The 13,394-nt window shown below is 71.5% G+C and carries 16 protein-coding genes; 6 read left to right on the forward strand and 10 right to left on the reverse strand.

Going from position 1 to position 13,394, the window contains the following annotated elements:
- Positions 1–47: 47 nt before the first annotated feature.
- From fdhA to ACTWPP_RS40125, 4 genes are all read right to left on the reverse strand, one after another.
- Positions 48–1,262, reverse strand: coding sequence for a formaldehyde dehydrogenase, glutathione-independent (fdhA, locus tag ACTWPP_RS40110; protein WP_443109705.1), 1,215 nt, complete (start codon positions 1,260–1,262; stop codon positions 48–50).
- Positions 1,263–1,458: 196 nt separating this feature from the next.
- Positions 1,459–2,115 (reverse strand): response regulator transcription factor, encoded by a 657-nt coding sequence (locus ACTWPP_RS40115; RefSeq protein ID WP_443109706.1) that lies wholly within the window; start codon positions 2,113–2,115, stop codon positions 1,459–1,461.
- Positions 2,106–3,278 carry a sensor histidine kinase gene (locus tag ACTWPP_RS40120; protein WP_443109707.1) on the reverse strand — a complete coding sequence of 391 codons (1,173 nt, stop codon included), beginning with the start codon at positions 3,276–3,278 and terminating at the stop codon, positions 2,106–2,108. The genes ACTWPP_RS40115 and ACTWPP_RS40120 overlap by 10 nt, the downstream gene beginning before the upstream one ends.
- A complete protein-coding gene (locus tag ACTWPP_RS40125) occupies positions 3,262–4,056 on the reverse strand; it encodes a DedA family protein (RefSeq protein WP_443109708.1) in 795 nt (264 codons plus the stop codon). The genes ACTWPP_RS40120 and ACTWPP_RS40125 overlap by 17 nt, the downstream gene beginning before the upstream one ends.
- A 323-nt stretch (positions 4,057–4,379) precedes the next feature.
- Between ACTWPP_RS40125 and ACTWPP_RS40130 the strand changes: the two genes are divergently transcribed.
- From ACTWPP_RS40130 to ACTWPP_RS40140, 3 genes are all read left to right on the forward strand, one after another.
- A complete protein-coding gene (locus ACTWPP_RS40130; RefSeq protein WP_443109709.1) occupies positions 4,380–5,195 on the forward strand; it encodes an SAM-dependent methyltransferase in 816 nt (271 codons plus the stop codon).
- 260 nt (positions 5,196–5,455) lie between these two features.
- On the forward strand, positions 5,456–5,953 hold the full coding sequence (locus ACTWPP_RS40135; protein WP_443109710.1) for a hypothetical protein: 498 nt from the start codon (positions 5,456–5,458) through the stop codon (positions 5,951–5,953).
- Positions 5,954–6,112: 159 nt separating this feature from the next.
- Positions 6,113–6,301: a DUF5999 family protein gene (locus tag ACTWPP_RS40140; protein ID WP_443109719.1), complete on the forward strand. Its 189-nt coding sequence runs from the start codon at positions 6,113–6,115 to the stop codon at positions 6,299–6,301.
- Between the two features lie 36 nt (positions 6,302–6,337).
- Here the strand turns inward: ACTWPP_RS40140 and ACTWPP_RS40145 are convergent, their stop codons facing one another.
- A complete protein-coding gene (locus ACTWPP_RS40145) occupies positions 6,338–6,982 on the reverse strand; it encodes a YdcF family protein (RefSeq protein WP_443109711.1) in 645 nt (214 codons plus the stop codon).
- Positions 6,983–7,107: 125 nt separating this feature from the next.
- Here ACTWPP_RS40145 and ACTWPP_RS40150 point away from each other — a divergent pair, with 125 nt between their 5' ends.
- Positions 7,108–7,398: a hypothetical protein gene (locus ACTWPP_RS40150; protein ID WP_443109712.1), complete on the forward strand. Its 291-nt coding sequence runs from the start codon at positions 7,108–7,110 to the stop codon at positions 7,396–7,398.
- A 195-nt stretch (positions 7,399–7,593) separates the two neighbouring features.
- Here the strand turns inward: ACTWPP_RS40150 and ACTWPP_RS40155 are convergent, their stop codons facing one another.
- From ACTWPP_RS40155 to ACTWPP_RS40170, 4 genes are all read right to left on the reverse strand, one after another.
- Complete coding sequence (locus ACTWPP_RS40155) at positions 7,594–8,538, reverse strand: ribose-phosphate diphosphokinase (RefSeq protein ID WP_443109713.1); 945 nt, start codon at positions 8,536–8,538, stop codon at positions 7,594–7,596.
- 52 nt (positions 8,539–8,590) lie between these two features.
- On the reverse strand, positions 8,591–9,376 hold the full coding sequence (locus ACTWPP_RS40160; RefSeq protein ID WP_443109714.1) for an ArsR/SmtB family transcription factor: 786 nt from the start codon (positions 9,374–9,376) through the stop codon (positions 8,591–8,593).
- Between the two features lie 82 nt (positions 9,377–9,458).
- Positions 9,459–10,265, reverse strand: a complete 807-nt coding sequence (locus tag ACTWPP_RS40165; RefSeq protein ID WP_443109715.1) for an SAM-dependent methyltransferase — start codon at positions 10,263–10,265, stop codon at positions 9,459–9,461.
- A gap of 42 nt (positions 10,266–10,307) precedes the next feature.
- Positions 10,308–11,027 (reverse strand): PepSY domain-containing protein, encoded by a 720-nt coding sequence (locus ACTWPP_RS40170; RefSeq protein WP_443109716.1) that lies wholly within the window; start codon positions 11,025–11,027, stop codon positions 10,308–10,310.
- A gap of 137 nt (positions 11,028–11,164) precedes the next feature.
- Here ACTWPP_RS40170 and ACTWPP_RS40175 point away from each other — a divergent pair, with 137 nt between their 5' ends.
- The gene (locus ACTWPP_RS40175) at positions 11,165–11,845 is read left to right on the forward strand and encodes a response regulator transcription factor (RefSeq protein WP_443109717.1); all 681 of its coding nucleotides are present in this window, start codon (positions 11,165–11,167) and stop codon (positions 11,843–11,845) included.
- A gap of 1 nt (position 11,846) precedes the next feature.
- Positions 11,847–13,271 (forward strand): ATP-binding protein, encoded by a 1,425-nt coding sequence (locus ACTWPP_RS40180; protein WP_443109718.1) that lies wholly within the window; start codon positions 11,847–11,849, stop codon positions 13,269–13,271.
- On the opposite strand, the gene ACTWPP_RS40185 is transcribed toward ACTWPP_RS40180, so the two are convergent.
- Positions 13,264–13,394, reverse strand: a 131-nt coding sequence (locus tag ACTWPP_RS40185) for an acyl-CoA dehydrogenase family protein (RefSeq protein ID WP_443102696.1), incomplete at its 5' end; no start/stop codon positions are given. The two genes, ACTWPP_RS40180 and ACTWPP_RS40185, sit on opposite strands and share 8 nt — an antisense overlap.

Raw genomic sequence — 13,394 nt, forward strand, 5'->3', positions numbered from 1 at the left:
CGGCGGGCCCGCGGGCACGCCCGTCCGCGGGCTCGCCGCGCCGGGGATCAGGCCCCGGCTCCCACCAGGCCGTGCGGGTCGAGGATGTACTTCTGCGCCGCGCCCCGGTCGAACTCGGCGTAGCCCTCGGGCGCCTGCTCGAGCGGGAGAACCGACGCGTTGACGTTGCGCGCGATCTCCACCCGGTCGTGCAGGATCGCCATCATCAGCTGCCGGTTGTACTTCATCACCGGGCACTGGCCGGTGACGAAGTAGTGCGACTTGGCCCAGCCGAGGCCGATCTTCAGCCCGAGCTGCCCCACCTTGGCGTTCTCGTCCGCGGCGCCCGGGTCGCCCGTGACGTACAGGCCGGGGATGCCGAGGCCCCCGGCGGCGCGGGTGATGTCCATCAGCGTGTTGAGGACGGTCGCGGGCTGCTCGCCGGCGGATCCTTCGGGGCCGTGGCCGCGCGCCTCGAACCCGACGCAGTCGACGGCCGCGTCCACCTCCGGGACGCCGAGGATCTGCTCGATCTGCCCGGCCACGTCGTCGTGCCGGGACAGGTCGATCGTCTCGCAGCCGAAGCCGCGGGCCTGCTCCAGCCGCCGCGCGTTCATGTCGCCGACGATCACGACGGCGGCGCCGAGCAGCAGGCAGGCGGAGGCGCAGGCGAGCCCGACGGGGCCCGCGCCCGCCACGTACACGGTGGAGCCGGTGGTGACGCCCGCGGTGTAGGCGCCGTGGTAGCCGGTCGGAAGGATGTCCGACAGCATCGCCAGGTCGGGCAGCTTCGCCATCACGGTGTCGCGGTCGGCGGGGAACTTCAGCAGGTTGAAGTCGGCGTACGGGACGACGGCGTACCGTGCCTGGCCGCCGTGCCAGCCGCCCATGTCGACGTACCCGTACGCCGCGCCCGGACGGTCCCGGTTGACGTTCTCGCACACGCCGGTGTGGCGTTCCTTGCAGTTGCGGCAGCGGCCGCAGGCGATGTTGAACGGGACGCTGACGAGGTCGCCCTTCTTGACGAACTCGACGTCCCTGCCGGTTTCGATCACCTCGCCGGTGATCTCGTGGCCGAGCGTGAGCCCGGCGGGCGCGGTCGTCCGGCCGCGCACCATGTGCTGGTCGGAACCGCAGATGTTGGTGGCCAGTACCTTCAGGATGGCGCCGTGCTCCAGCTTGCGGCCGTTCTGCTCGGCCAGTTCAAGCCGGGGAAAGTCCAGTTCCTCGACCGTGACCTTGCCCGGCGCCTGGTACACGACGCCTCGGTTGGTGTCCGCCACGACCTCTCCCTCCACGTTGAGAGTCGGCTCGCCGGCGCCCTGGACGACGGCCCGTGCTCATCGCCTCCGCCTCGGGCGTCGAGGGTGTCCGCGATTTACGCCCGCAGCCATACCCCGTCCGTGCCCGTTAGTCCGATTTCGCGGTGGTCGTTCGCCGGGATTCGCGGGCGTTCACGGCGGGCCGCCCCTGAGCGGCTCAGCGGGTCGCCGACCCCAGATACCGCAGGACGGCGAGGACCCGGCGGCTGTAGCCGGTCGTGTGCGACAGGTCGAGCTTGTCGAAGATCGCGTTGACGTGCTTCTCCACGGCGCTTTGCGAGATGTACAGGTTCGCGCCGATGGAGGCGTTGGTATGGCCCTGGGCCATGTTGTCCAGGACGTCCCGCTCGCGCGGAGTCAGCCGGGAAAGGGGGTCGGTCCGCGTGCCGTGCGCGGCCAGGAGCCGGCGCACCACCTCCGGGTCGAACGCGGCGCCGCCCGCACCGACCCGGTCGAGGGCGTCAAGGAACTCGTCCACCTGCGCCACCCGGTCCTTGAGCAGGTAGCCGACCCCCGTCGTGTCCGCGGTGATCAGCTCGGTGGCGTAGCGCTTCTCCACGTACTGGGACAAGACGAGGACGCCGACGTCCGGCCACCGCCGCCGGATCTCCAGCGCGGCGCGCAGCCCCTCGTCGGTGTGGGTCGGCGGCATCCGGACGTCCACGACCACGGCGTCCGGCGGCCCGCCGGCCACCGCCGCGATCAGCGCGTCGCCGTCGCCGACCGCCGCGGCCACCTCGTGGCCCTCCTCGGCCAGCAGCCGCACCAGGCCCTCGCGGAGCAGCGTCGAGTCCTCGGCCAGCATCACCCGCACGGCAGCTCCGCGGTGATCACGGTCGGCCCGCCGGGCGGGCTGTGCACGTCGAACGTCCCGTCCAGCGCGGCGACCCTGCGGGCCAGCCCGGCCAGCCCGCCGCCGCCCGGATCGGCTCCCCCGGCCCCGTCGTCCTCGATGCGCACGCCGATCATTGTCGCGGACCCGGCGACGTTCACCAGCACGCACCCGGCCCCGGAGTGCTTCGCCGCGTTGGTGACCGCCTCGCAGACGACGAAGTAGGCCGCGGTCTCCACCGCGTGCGGGGGCCGCCCGGGCACGTGGTAGTCGATCGTCACCGGCAGCGCGGACCGTTCGGCGACCGTCTCCAGAGCCGCCCGCAGCCCCTCGCCGTCCAGCGCGGCCGGATACACCCGCCAGGTGACCTCCCGGAGGTCCGCGAGGGCCCGCTGCGACTCCTGGTGCGCCTGCTTCAGCAGCTCGGCGGCCCTGTCCGGGGCGCCGGCGCGGCGGGCCCGGCCGATCAGCATGCCGAGCGCCACGAGCCGCTGCTGGACGCCGTCGTGCAGATCACGCTCGATGCGGCGGCGTTCGTCGTCCACCGCGTCCACCACCTGCGCCCGGGTGACCGACAGCTGCGCGATGCGGCGCTCGTACTCCTCCAGCGGGCTGGGGCCGAGGCAGCGCCTCGCCACGCCCTTCTCCAGCGCCACGACCCCGGCCAGACCCTGCACGGCGAGGAACAGCGCCACGAGGCCGGCGACGGCGGTGTAGAGGACGATCCACCAGCTCGGCGGGATGCCGTCCATGTAGTCGCCCGTGACCCACCAGCCGAGAGCCAGCCTGACCCCGGTCGCCGCCCCGTAGACGATCAGGAGGAGGATGACGCCGCCGAGCAGCCCGACCGGGACGCGCAGGACGAGGTAGGCCAGCGCCTTCAGCGGGCCGTACTCGACGGCCCGGTCCTCGCCCAGGAACCTCCTGAGCCTCCACCGTTCCAGCTCGGTGACGGCCTCCGCGACGGCCGCGACGACCGCCGGGACCGTCCGCTGCCCTCGGGAGAAGGCGAGCGAGTAGGCCATCAGGAGCGCCGCCACCGCCAGCAGGGCCAGCTCCGCACCGGCGGTGAACGCGCCCAGCAGGAGCCCCGCCCCGGCCCGCGCGACGGCGCGCAGGCCGCAGGCGTCAGTAGATGCGATCACGTTCGAATTCTCTTGTCCCCGCCTGATGCGTCCCCGGCCTGTGCGGTTCCGGCCTGTGCGGTTCCGGCCTGTGCGTCCCCGGTCGATGTGCGCCCGCCTGCCGCTCCCGGCCGGCCCGCCGCCCCTTCGCGGCCCGCCGCGCCTTCACGATGCGCACGGCGGCGAACGCCACGCCGGCCAGCGCGATGAGCGCCAGGACCGCCTTGGAGTACATGCCCGCGTACTTCTCGACCGTCCGCCAATTGTCGCCGAGACCATACCCGGCCAGGACGAACGCCGTGTTCCACAGAAGGCTGCCGAGCGTCGTGTAGAGCAGGAACGTCGTGACCCGCATGCGCTCCAGCCCCGCCGGGACGGAGATCAGGCTGCGGAAGATCGGGATCATCCGGCCGAAGAACACCGCCTTGCCGCCGTGCCGCGCGAACCACGCCTCCGTCCGGTCCAGGTCGTCGAGCTTGACCAGCGGCAGCCGCGCCACGAGCGCGCGGATCCGGTCACGCCCGATCAGAGCCCCGATCCCGTAGAGGACCAGCGCCCCGGCGACGCTCCCTACCGTCGTCCACACGAGCGCGGCCGTCAGGCTCATCCGTCCCTGCGCGGCCGCGAACCCGGCCAGCGGCAGGATCACCTCGCTCGGCAGCGGCGGGAACAGGTTCTCCAGCGCGATCGCCAGCCCCGCGCCGGGGGCGCCGAGCTTGTCCATCAGGTCGGTCGCCCACCCGGCGATCCCTCCGGTGGGCACTTCTCCCGACGCCGCCCGGTACGTCATTTCGATCATGTCCGCAACGCTAGGAATCGGCCGACCTCGTCACCATGGAGAACACCACCTGCCCGTGCGGCCGCATCCCACACTCCGGCCCTGCGGAAAACCACACCCCCGGCCGGGCCGCGTTGGCGGGAAAGCACTGCCGGGCCAGTGCGAACCGCCCTAATCTTGGAAGCCCCGCCCCTCCCGTTGCACAGCGCCGCGGGCCGACCGTCCTCCAGCCCTCAGCCGCCACCACTCACTCGACGAGCTTCGCTCGGACACCGTCCTCCAGCCCCCACCCACCACCATCCAATCGACGAGCTTCGCTCGGACGCCTAGAAGGAGCCGCCCGCGTGGCCGACGACCTCCCCGAGAGCGCGCCTCCCGGCATCGATCCCTCCACACCCACATTCGCGCGCGTCTACGACTACTTCCTCGGGGGCAAGGACAACTTCGCCGCCGACCGCGAGGTGGCCGACATGGTGATGCAGCTCGTGCCCGAGGCCCCCGTGGTGGCGAAGGGCAACCGCGTCGCGATCGAGCGGGCGGTGACGTACATGGCCGCGGAACTCGACATCGACCAGTTCGTCGACATCGGGTCGGGGCTGCCCACGTCGTCCAACGTGCACCAGTTCGCGCGGTCCGCGAACCCGGCCGCGCGGGTCGTGTACGTCGACAACGACCCGATCGTGCTGGCGCACGGGCGGGCGCTGCTCACCGAGACGGGCGTCGCGACGTTCATCCAGGGCGACCTGTACGAGCCGGAGAAGATCTTCACCGATCCGGCGCTGACCCGGCTGCTCGACCTGTCGCGCCCGGTGGGGGTCGTGCTCGCCGCGATCATCCACCATGTGCCGGACGAACGCGACCCCGCGAACGTCGTCCGGTCGCTGCAGCCGTTCCTGTCGCCCGGCAGCCACGTCATGCTCACGCACCTGCACGACGCCGGGAACGACCCTCGCGTCGAGGAGGCCAAGCGCATCCTCCAGTCGGGGCTGGGCGGCTCCTACTTCCGCCCCTCCTCGGAGATCGAGCGCTTCATGGAGGGGCTCACCGTCCTCGAACCCGGCGTGGCGCACGTGACCGAGTGGCGGCCGGACGGTCCGGCCGGGCCGCTCGAGCATCCCCTGCACACCCAGATGGTGGCTGTGCTCGGCCGCAAGGACTGATCGCCGGATTCAGCGCAGAGTGAAACTTGCAGCGGCCGGGACGCGCCGTCCGGGGCGCTCGGGAGCCCCGGTCCCCGCAGGCAGCACCGGTTCTGGACGATGTTCGGCCCCGGTTTCGGACATGGCGGTCCGCCTGATCCGGGTAAAGAATCTTTTTGATCGACTTTTCCGTTAAGAGCCTTTCTTGTAGCGTTCGCAGCGTTTTGTGAAGTGAATTCATGATCGGATTTCCCGCCACGAGATCATGTAAGGACGCCGCGATGCCCATGGCGACTGGCCTGGCCGCGGCCGCGCTCCTCGGCCTGCTGACGCTCCTGGCCACCGCGCGGCACGGCAGGCGCCGACACCGCCCGGAGAAGGAGCACCCCGAGTCCCTGACGGCCGTCCTGGGGCCGGGGGACGAGGAGTACCTCGCGTGGCTGGCCGACCACCACTGGCCAGGCGACGAGTACCTCGACCTTGAGTACGAGTGGGTCGCCGAACTGGAGCTCATCGACCCGGCCGGGCACTACGTGTCTCCGCTGTGCCCCCAGTGCAACCTGCGCCGGGAGGACGTCTGGCCGTGCCCCACCTGCGGCCGGCTCCTGCACTCGTCCTGCGGCCACGGCATGCGGCGCAGGAGGGTCGACCGCCCGTACCGCACCCACGGCACCAACTCCGAGGCGGTCATCGGCGAGTGGGTCTGCGAGGGCTGCGCCTGCGTCGTCGGCCTGGACGTGGACCACGGCGACGAGCCGGACGGCGGCCTCCTGCACTGAATCTGGCCACTTGCCCAGACTTGTCCGACTTCACACGTACCGAACAGTAAAGAATTCCCCATCCACTTGCATATTTCGGACGAGCGACGGCAGGCTGCATCTATGTCCTTAATCTCAGGGACACCGTGGAGGAAACCCGTGACCGCTCAACCCGACTCGATCTGTACACACGAGCCGCACTGTCCGACGCCGGACGCCGTGGACCGCGAGGCCGCGCGTACCGTCGCCAGCCACCCGGAGCAGGGATGGAGCCTGCTCTGCAACGGCATCGTCGTCTTCGAGGACACGGGCGAACTGCTGCCCGACGGCCGGTCGATCGATCCACACCGCCCCACGACGGCCGCCTAGCCCCGTCAACTGACGCAGGATCACCCGGTCGCATGGTCACCTGATCACGTGCCGGTCGAAGCCCAACCGCGCGAGCTCCTCGTACGCCGCCCAGGCCGCCGCCGGGACGGGCATGGGCACCTGGAAGCCCCGGTCCGCGTACACGACCATCCGCTGCAGGTCGCCCACCATCAGCTCGATGAACTGCCGCTCGTCCCCGCCGAACGCGTCGAACCCCACCTCCGGGGCCGAGGCGGCCCAGCTCACTCCTGGCCACTGCCGCCGCGCCGTGGCCAGCGCCCTGCGCGTCATGTAGGGCTTGGCGACCAGAATCCCGCTCCGCACCGGGACGCCCCGCTCCGCCAGCAGCCGCCGGGACGCGGTGACGTTCTCCCCCGTGTTCGCCGCGGTCTCCTCCAGCAGCAGCGCCCGCCCGGGCACGCCGTGCTCGCGCGCGACCCGCCCGAACACCCGCGCCTCCGTCTCCTCCCACGACGAGGTGATTTTCCCGCGTCCCCCCGAGACGACCACCAGCGGCGCCCATCCCTCATGCCAAAGCCGGGCCGCGTGCACCGCCACCCGCGTGTCGTGGCACCCCAGCGCGAGGATCACGTCAGCCTTGGAGAGGGGGCCGGACAGGACGAGATGATCCCAGACGATCCTGGCCAGCTCGCGCGCACGCGCGTCGACATGAGACTCCACGGGGCCATTGTCACCGGCGGTCAGCATGTCGGCCTCCCATCCGAACGGTCATGCCGATAACGTTCAACTGTTTTGCTACTTACGCAAGAATCATGTGGAACTCGACCGTGAAAGGACGGTGTGGTGTGATCACGGTGCTGGTCCTCGTGTCACTGGTCGCCCTGTTCGGCCTCTGCCTGCCGAACCTGCTCCGTCCCATGCCGGCGAGACCCGACCGGGACCCGCCCCCCGAGCCGCCTCCGCAGGACCCCGTCCCCGCCGTCCACCCGGAGTCGATGACCGCCGAACTCGAACCCGGCGACGAGGAGTACCTCGCCTTCCTCGCCGACACCCTCTGGCCCGAGGACGAGTACGCCGAACTGGAGCACACCACGGACGGCGAAGAGGAATCCGGCGGCAGCGACATGCTCCTGTAACTCCGTCACGCCCGCACCCGCGGCGACGTAAACCCCGACCACCGCCGACCCGTCCTAGAGGAGTCGAGCGCTCCCCTCGACTGCCCGGCGAGGTGCGCGACGTCCTGGAGCGCATCGCGGGTAACCACCTGCTCGAATACACCGAGGTGCCGGAGGCGGAGGAGTACCGGGCGAGCCGCGGATAGCCGGCCGGGGTCAGGGGGATTCGAAGAGCGCGCTGACGGATTCGCCGTTGTGGATGCGCCTGACCGCCTCGGCCAGGGCGGGGGCTATGGACAGGACGCGGAGTTTGTCGCTGCGGTCGCCGTTCGGGACGGGGACGGTGTTGGTGCAGACGATCTCCAGGACGTCGGGTTCGGCGGACAGGCGTGTGAGGGCGCCGGCGGCGAACAGCCCGTGGGTGCAGGCGACGCGGATGGTGCGGGCGTTCAGTTCGCGGAGGCGGTCCAAGAGTTCCAGGACGGTGCTGCCCTTGGCGATCTCGTCGTCCAGGACGATGACGTCGCGGCCTTCGACGTCGCCGATGACGGAGCTGATCCGGACGCGGTCGTCGGCGAACCGCTGCTTGGCTCCGGCGGCGACCGGGACGCCGAGGAGGCGCGCGAAGGCCGCGGCCTCCTTGGCGTTGCCGAGGTCGGGCGAGACGACGGTCGTCCGCGACAGGTCGTGGCCGCGGAAGTGGGCGGCGAGTTCGCGCAGCGCGTGCAGGTGGTCGACGGGGACGGAGAAGAAGCCGTGGACCTGGGGCGAGTGCAGCGTCATCGTCAGGACGCGGGTCGCGCCGGAGGCGACCAGCAGGTCGGCGACGAGCCGGCCGCCGATGGAGATGCGGGGCGCGTCCTTCTTGTCGGAGCGGGCGTAGGAGTAGTGCGGCATCACGACGGTGATGCCGCTCGCGGACGCGCCGCGGGCGGCGTCGCACATGAGGAGCAGTTCGACGAGGTGTTCCTGAACGGGGGCGACGAGGGGCTGGATCAGGAACACGTCCCGTTTCCGGCAGTTCGCCTGAAGCTGGACTTCCAGGCAGTCGTTGGCGAACCGGGAGATCCGTGTCCGGCTCAGCGACACTCCCAGATGGGAGCAGACCTCGGTGGCCAGCTCCGGGTGGGCGCTCCCGCTGAACACGGCGATCTCTCGCACGAACCGCTCCTCACTCGATCGACGCAGGCGGCCCGATCATGTCAGACGGAGGTCAGCCGGCCGGTTCGGGGAGGGGCTCGCCGGTCTCCAGGAGGGTCTTGATGCCGGACATGATGGCCGGCCAGCCGTGGCGGGACATGCCGAGCAGGACGTCGCCCGCCTCGTGGACGACGGTCAGCTTGACCGTCTCCCCCGCGGGCTCGATCTCGAAGGTCACCTTCGAGCGGGGCTCGGCGAGGAGCCGGGCGCGCGTTTCCTCGTCCACGCCGACGGACTCCGCCCACTCCGGCGTGAACGTGTGCCAGGTGTAGGAGAGGCGGCGGCCCGGCTCGGCTTCGAGGACGACCTGCTCCGGGTCGGCCATCGTCGTGCCCTCCTCGTGCCAGGTGATGGCGGATCCGGGCTTCCAGTCCGTCTCGAAGGCGACACCCCAGTACCGGCGGGTGAAGGCCGGGTCGGTCAGCGCCTGCCAGAGGCGTTCCGGCGTGGTCTTGATGTAGGTCGTGTAGACGAAGTCGCTCGTGGTCATCGGGGTCTGCTCCAATGCGGTCTGCAGGTCGGCGAGCGCACGCGCACGCTGCCTGTCGTACCGGCTCATCCAGCGGTCGGCGATGGCGTTGATCGGGGCGGCGTTGAGGTAGTGGAGCTTCTCGCGGCCCCGGCGCGCCGTCGTCACCAGGTCCGCGTCCTCCAGTACCGCGAGATGCTTGCTGACCGACTGCCGGGTCATGTCCAGCTCCGCGCACAGCTCCCGGAGGGTCTGCCCGTTGCGGGCGTTCAGGCTGTCCAGCAGACGGCGCCGGCTCTCGTCGGCCAGCGCCTTGAAGATCTCGTTCATGCACCGTCCCAATATGCAGCCATCCGGTTGCCTGAAAGATAGGCAACCGGATGGCTGCATGTCAAGGCCGGACGCGGGGCGGCTAAGGCTTGCGGCCCACGGCTCCGAACGCGTCCACCGCCTCCGGCTCCTCTCCGGAGGTGTCCGGACGCCAGTGCGTCACGGGGACCACGCCGGGCTCCAGGATCTCCAGGCCGTCGAAGAACCGCTCGATCTGCTCGGGCGTCCGCAGGACGAGCTGCGCGTTGCCCGAGGCGTTCCAGACCTCGACGATCCGGTCGGACGCCTCGCCGTGAATGACGTTCGTCCCGTCGTACATCCCGAAGTAGCTGCCGGAGGGCAGCGCGTCCAGCAGCCGCCGCACGATCGCGTACGCGGCGTCGTCGTCGGGGATGAACTCCAGGATGCCCATCAGCGTCAGCGCGATCGGCTCGCCGAAGTCCAGCGTCTCGGCGGCGGACTCCAGAATGCGGCCGGGGTCGCGCAGGTCGGCGTGGACATAGGTCGTCCTGCCGTCGGGGGTGCTGGTGAGCAGCGATCTCGCGTGCTCCAGGACGAGCGGGTCGTTGTCGACGTAGACGATCCTCGATTCGGGCGCCGCCCGCTGGGCGACCTCGTGGGTGTTGTCCACCGTGGGCAGGCCCGTCCCGATGTCGATGAACTGGCGGACGCCCGCCTCGGCGGCCAGATGCCAGACGACCCGGTTGAGGAACAGCCGGCTGGCGCGCGCCAGCCTCGCCACGTCGGGCAGCATCCCGAGGATCTGGTCGCCGACCTCCCGGTCCACCGGATAGTTGTCCTTGCCGCCCAGCCAGTAGTTCCAGATGCGCGCCACATGGGAGACGCTCGTGTCGATGCCGGAGCCAGGGCCGGGCTGGTGCTGGTTCATACGCACACCCCCTCATGCCGTTCTTGCCCACCCCGGCGATCGTCAGTCGCCGTCGCGGTCGTCCCTGTCGTCGTCGCGGTCGTCGTTGTCGTCGTCGCGGTCGTCCCTGTCGTCGTCCCGGTCGTCGTCGCCCTTGCCGTCGCCGTCATCGTCCTTCAGAACCTTGGCGGAGCGGGCGTCCACGGTGAGTTCGCGCTCGGCACCGTCCCGGCCGGTGACCTCGACCTCCCAGACGCCCTTGCCGTCGTCATCGTCGAACCCGACGGACGTCACGGTGCCGGACGCGGCCTTGAGCGCGGCACCGGCGGCGTCCGACGCGGTGACCTTCGCCTGCAGCAGCGCGGCGGCATCATCCCGGTCGTCGTCGTCATCGTCGTCGTCCGCGCGGCTGGACAGGACCTTGCCGTTCCCGGAGTGGACGGTCACGTCACGCCGTCCGCCGCCCTCGGCCAGGATGTCGATCTCCCATCCGGAATCGCCGAGCTCGATCTCCTCTACCTTGCCGGGGACCGCCTTCAGCGCCGCGGCCGCCGCCTCCGCCGCCGCGACGCGCGTGCCCGACGGCCCGCCGGAGGACCCGTCATCGGACGGCGACGGGCCGCCGGACGGGGCGGCGCCCTGCCCGCCGCCCTGCCCGCCGCGCGGCCCGTCACCGTCCGCGGCGGCGACCGCGGTGGCTCCGCCGCCCGCGAGGACCCCCGCGGCGACCACCGTCACCAGCAGCCCGCGTCCCGTGAACATGCGCCGTACGTCGATACTCATCGAACCCCCACCTCCGGGTGTCGCATCCTGCGGCCGGCGATCCGGCCCCCGTGCGACGCCCACGATGACGACGATTCCTGTAGCGGACCTGAAGCAACCTGAAGCCGCCTTCAGGTCCGGTTTGGCAGTCTGTGCACATGCGCCTGCTGATCGTGGAGGACGAGAAACGCCTGGCCAGGTCCCTCGCGCAGGGGCTGACGGCGGAGGGGTTCGTGGTCGAGACCGTCCATGACGGCGCCGAGGGACTCCACCGGGCGCTCGGCGGGGAGTTCGACCTGATCATTCTGGACATCATGCTGCCCGGCCTGAACGGCTACCGGGTGTGCGCGGAGCTGCGCGCGGCGGGCGACGACACGCCGATCCTGATGCTGACCGCCAAGGACGGCGAGTACGACGAGGCCGAGGGCCTGGACACGGGCGCCGACGACTATCTCACCAAGCCGTTCTCCTACGTGGTGCTGGTCGCCCGCGTCCGCGCGCTGCTGCGCCGCCGGACGCGCGGCGCCGCACCGGACATCGTGCTGGGCGACCTCACCGTGGCCCCGGCGGCGCGGCGGGTCTTCCGGGGGGACGTGGAGGTGGAGCTGACGGCCAAGGAGTTCGCCGTGCTGGAGCATCTGGCGTCGAACGCGGGCCGGGTGATGTCGAAGTCGCAGATCATCCAGGCGGTCTGGGACCTCGCCTACGACGGCGACCCCAACATCGTCGAGGTGTACGTGAGCGCGCTGCGCCGCAAGCTCGACGTCCCGTTCGGCCGCAGGTCCATCACGACGGTGCGCGGGGCGGGATACCGGCTGGCCAGGGACGGGGGCGCCTGACGTGGGCCGTCGCCTGTCGTCGGTCCGGGCGCGGACGACCCTGGGCGCGACCGCCGTGGTGGCCGGCGCGCTGATCGTGGCGGGGCTCGCGGTCGTGCTGCTGCTGCGCGCCAGCCTCGGCGGGCAGGCCGCCCTGGAGGCGGAGGTGACCGCCCGGGACGTCGCGGCGCAGCTCGCGACGGGCACCCCCTACGCGGACCTCGACCTGCCGGACGGCAACGATCATCCGGTCCAGGTCGTCGGCGAGGGCGGGCGGGTGCTGGCGGTCAGCGAGGACCTGGAGGCGATCGAGGGAACGGGCTCCCCCGGTGTGCGGCCCGCCCCGTCCCCGCCGGACCTCGACGACGATGACGATGACGATGAGGACGACGATGACCCCGGACGTGGCGAGGTGGAGGACGGGGACGCGCGCCTGTCCACCGGCGTCGCGACCGTGGACGGCCGCACCGCCGACTACCGGTTCGCCGCCGTCGAGGCGACGACCCCGCGAGACGAGACCGTCACCGTGTACGCGGGCGCGGACCTGGCCGCCGCGCGAGACGCGGCCGGCACCGCGACCCGGGCGATGCTCGCGGGCCTGCCGCCGCTGCTGGCCGTGGTCGCGGGCGTGACATGGCTGGTCACCCGGCGTGCGCTGCGCCCGGTGGAGGCCGTCCGTGCGGAGCTCGCCGAGATCACCGCGGCCGGCGACCTCGGCCGGCGCGTGCCCGTCCCGGACGCGCGGGACGAGATCGCCAGGCTGGCCGCCACGACGAACCAGACCCTCGCCCGGCTGCAGGACTCGTCGGCGCGGCAGCGCGGGTTCGTCGCGGACGCGTCGCACGAGCTGCGCAGCCCGATCGCGTCGCTGCGCACGCAGCTGGAGGTCGCGGCGGCGCATCCGGAGCTGCTGGACGTGGACGGGCTGGTCGAGGATGTCGTCAGGCTCCAGGATCTGGCCGCCGACCTGCTGCTCCTCGCCCGCCTCGACGCCGGGGACCGTGCGCCCGAGCAGTCCGTCGCGCTCGGCCGGCTCATCCGGGACGAGGTGGGGCGCCGCATCGGCGACCGGGTTCCCGTGCGGCTGTCGATCGAGGACGATCCCCAGGTCACAGGCGTGCCGCGGCAGCTGTCGCGGGTCATCGGGAACCTGCTCGACAACGCCGGGCGGCATGCGGACGAGGCCGTCCGGCTGTCGCTGCGCGAGGAGGCGGGCACGGCGGTGGTCCGGGTCGCCGACGACGGCCCGGGGGTGCCGCCCGCCGACCGCGAGCGGATCTTCGAGCGGTTCGTGCGGCTGGACGACGCCCGCAGCCGGGACGAGGGCGGGGCGGGTCTCGGCCTGGCCATCGCCAGGGACCTGGTGCTCGCGCACGGCGGGAGCCTCACCGTCGGAGAGGCCCCCGAGGGCGGCGCCCTGTTCGAGGCGCGGCTGCCGGCTACTTGAGGAGCTGGCGGGCCATGACCATGCGCTGGATCTGGTTGGTCCCCTCGTAAATCTGGGTGATCTTGGCGTCGCGCATCATCCGCTCCACCGGGAACTCCCGCGTGTAGCCATAACCACCCAGCA

The sequence above is a fragment of the Actinomadura sp. 3N407 genome (assembly GCF_052245875.1).
Classification (GTDB): domain Bacteria; phylum Actinomycetota; class Actinomycetes; order Streptosporangiales; family Streptosporangiaceae; genus Spirillospora.